4 protein-coding genes are annotated in these 3,594 nt (G+C 37.2%); all 4 read left to right on the top strand.

Going from position 1 to position 3,594, the window contains the following annotated elements; all coding sequences use genetic code 11:
- Positions 1–41 precede the first annotated feature (41 nt).
- The gene (locus ACYVTD_RS10600; RefSeq protein WP_461247745.1) at positions 42–485 is read left to right on the top strand and encodes an FAD:protein FMN transferase; all 444 of its coding nucleotides are present in this window, start codon (positions 42–44) and stop codon (positions 483–485) included.
- Positions 486–505: 20 nt separating this feature from the next.
- Positions 506–1,417, top strand: a complete 912-nt coding sequence (trxB, locus tag ACYVTD_RS10595) for a thioredoxin-disulfide reductase (protein WP_461247744.1) — start codon at positions 506–508, stop codon at positions 1,415–1,417.
- A gap of 10 nt (positions 1,418–1,427) precedes the next feature.
- A complete protein-coding gene (locus ACYVTD_RS10590; protein ID WP_461247743.1) occupies positions 1,428–2,501 on the top strand; it encodes an amidohydrolase family protein in 1,074 nt (357 codons plus the stop codon).
- 269 nt (positions 2,502–2,770) lie between these two features.
- The coding region (locus ACYVTD_RS10585; protein WP_461247742.1) for a glycosyltransferase family 39 protein at positions 2,771–3,594 on the top strand (824 nt) is incomplete at its 3' end.

Raw genomic sequence — 3,594 nt, 5'->3', positions numbered from 1 at the left:
GTGTTGCATATATGCCTTAGCCGCTTCATAAAGGGTATGCGTTGAGTTTAGCTCTGGATAATACTAAATTTAATAATGTTTTGATAAACGCGGGTGGTGACATATTTGCGTTGGGTGAAAAATGGAAAGTTGGTTTGAAAGATCCAAATAGCGAAGATTTATTATTGGTTTTAGATATCAAAGATTTGGCAGTCGCAACATCTGGTAATTATGAGCGCGGAGATCATATATATAACCCTATAAATGGACTAAAACCAGACGAATCAGTCTTATCATGCACCGTTATACATGAATCCCCTGCGCAGGCAGATGCATATGCTACAGCATTATTTGCAGCAAGAGGAAGAGATCAAGAAAGGCTGATCAAAAAGCTAGAAGAATTAGGAACAGATATTATTATTGTCTACGAAAATAATCAAATATACATAAGTGAAAACATAGATTATAAAAATTTAAATAAAGATTATAAACTAGTTAATAAATAATACATAAAAGGAAAGGGATTATGAGAAAAGTAGACGTTGTCGTATTAGGCGCAGGACCTGCAGGGCTTGCTGCGTCGGTATACCTAGCTCGGGCAGGTGTTGATTTTATATGTATCGAGCGAGAGTTTCAAGGCGGGCAGGTTGTTAAAACATATGAGGTTGATAATTATATTGGCTTTGCTGATGGGATTTCGGGTATGGATCTGGCTATGAATTTCTATAATCACGCGACAAGATTTGGTGCTGAAATTGTATATGACGAAATAGAAACATACGATATTGCTGGCGAAGATAAAGTCTTGATATCTAAAAATGAAACCTATTCTTGCAAAGCAATAATTGTTGCAACTGGTGCGCGTTCTGCTAAGCTTGGTATTGCTGGCGAGAAAGAATTTGCAGGCAAGGGCGTTTCATATTGCGCAACGTGCGACGGAGCCTTTTTCAAGGGCAAAGATGTTGCGGTTATAGGCGGTGGAAATACGGCTGTTGAAGATGCGTTGTTCCTAGCAGGGCTATGCAATAAAGTTAGCATAATAATACGTCGAGATGTTTTTAGAGCGGATTATGAGATAGTTTCCAAGTTAGATAAATACGAGAACATCGAGATTGTAAAAAATACAGTTCCAAAAGAATTTGTTGGAGACGCAAATTTAGAAAAAATAATTTTGCAGAATAAGGAAACAGGCGAAGAATTTGAAAAAGAAGTTGCGGGGGCGTTTGTTGCAGTTGGAATTAACCCAAACAGTGAGCCATTTCAAAATATATTAGATTTAGATGAATATAAATTTATAAAAACTATTGGAAAGATGGAGACGAGTTTAGACAGAGTCTATGCTGTTGGTGATGTTCGAACAACGCCGATGAGGCAGGTTATTACAGCTGCTGCAGATGGAGCGATCGCTGCAGGAGAAGTGAAAAAAGCGTTAGAATAGGAGAAGTTTTTTGCTAATTACGAATGCACATATTTTGCCGATAGGAAGAGAAGAGCTGAAAAACGCTTATATTTTGGTTGAAAACGGCATTATTATTTCCATTGGTGATATGTCTAGCGCGCCAAGATGGCAGGACGAATATGACGCTGAGGGAGCGTATGCCGTTCCTGGTTTCATTGATTGTCATACACATATTGGCCTTTTTGAACCTGCAGGGCAAGAGGCTAATGAGTATGGTAAAACTTTTACGCCGCAATACCGAGTAACAGACAGCATCGATTTTTCTAGCAAGGATTTTGATGTAGCGGTAAAATCAGGCATTACCACTGTTGCGATTTCTCCTGGTAGCGGTGCGGTTTGTTCGGGGCAGATTGCTTTGGTTGCTACTGGAACTAAAGAAGTCATAAATGAGTGTGTTGCTATAAAAATGGCCTTTGGTGAGAATACTAAACATAAATCGGGGATTACAACCCGCATGGAGGCTGTTAGTATTTTGCGCGAGGGTTTAATGAAAGCCAAAAGATATAGGTTTAAGGATGTTGATTTAGCATCTGAGGTTTTGCAGAATGTATTGGATAAAAAGATACCTATTCACGCACATGTTCATACATCGAGCGATATTGCAGTTGCTATTAATTTAGCAAAAGAGTTTGATATAGACATCAAACTAATACACGCCACAGAAGGATACAAAATTTTAGATTTAATAAAAGATAATAATATTGATGTCATCACAGGCCCTACCATGACTCGATCGAATAGATATGAAACTGAAAACAAGCGAGCTGACACTCCTGCTGTTTTAGCAAGCAATGGTATTAGAGTTGCAATATCGAGCGACCATCCTATAACACCAATTGAGCATTTGCCTTTAGCGGCGGCTTTAACTTCAAAAAATGGTTTGCCTCCGTTAGAAACGTTAGAAGCGCTTACGACTATGCCTGCTAAAATACTGGGTGTTGATGATGTTTTAGGCAGCATTGATTTGGATAAACAAGGGGATATAGCGATATTTGATAAGTTTCCGCTTGAGTTATATGCTGAGCCGAAAGCTGTGTTCCAAAAGGGCGTGCAGGTATGCTAGCGGTATCGATTGTTTTTTCTTTATTAATACTTGTCTTTTCTTTATTTGTCATTTTCGGCGATAGAATTCCACAGACTAAATATAAAGTTTTATTTAGTGTAATTAGTGTTTTATGTTTAGCTAGAATATTTGCAAGCCTCATAACATACGGCGAACTCGGCGACCAAAACATTTTCACCGATTGGATTTATACCATGATGAAGCATGGTATGGGGAAATTATATAGCAATCCTGAAGGTCTGTTCAAATGCGATTATCCGCCGTTATATTTGTTTGTTTTATATGCTCAAGGGTTGGTTCGTGTTGTTTTTAATATAGCTAGGTATTCGCTTGCTGAGGCTTTTGTCATGAAATTACCCGCGATAGTTTGTGATATTATTTTAGCTTTCATTTTGCTTAAAGTCGCGAGGAAGACATTTAAAACTTCTCGTGGATTTTTGATAGTTATTATGTTTTTGATTTGCCCGGCTATAATAATGGATTCGGTTGTTTGGGGGCAGATAGACAGTGTTCCTATGGTGTTCATCATTTCATCGCTTTATCTTTTGTCGTCCGATACTAAAAGGTTTTCCGATTGGCAAAAACATTTTTTCGTTTCGATACTGTATGTTGCGGCGATACTAATTAAGCTGCAATGTATTGTTTTTGCGCCGATTTATTTGTTCTATATACTCCACAAATTGCCTAAGAAAAGAATTTTAAATATAACTTTAGGAATAATTTTATCTTTAATTTTGGTGCCAATTATTTGCTATCCGTTTTCTGGCACATTAAATCCTACATGGATTTTATCTTTTGCTAAAGGCGCAGTTGGAGCTCATAATTATTCATCACTTAACGCTTTTAATATTTTTAGCATGTTCGGTCTTAATTTTAAAGAGTTTGCATCGGGTGAGATAAATATTTATACTGTTTTGCTTAAAGTTGTGCCGATATTTGCGACCGTTTTATCTGCACTTTTATGGTATGGTTCAAAACTTAACGTTCGAAAAAAGGCGTTTTTCATAGGATTTATCTTATTTTTCACTTGTTTTGAGTTTATGCCGCAAATGCACGAGAGATATATATTCTTTGCTGTAGTTTTCGCATATTT

The sequence above is a fragment of the Treponema sp. R6D11 genome (assembly GCF_054786075.1).
This window is presented reverse-complemented; position numbering and strand designations above follow the sequence as displayed.

Bases quoted from the DNA above. Each gene is read 5' to 3' on its own strand.
- trxB (WP_461247744.1), top strand. From the start codon at position 506: ATGAGAAAAGTAGACGTTGTCGTATTAGGCGCAGGACCTGCAGGGCTT.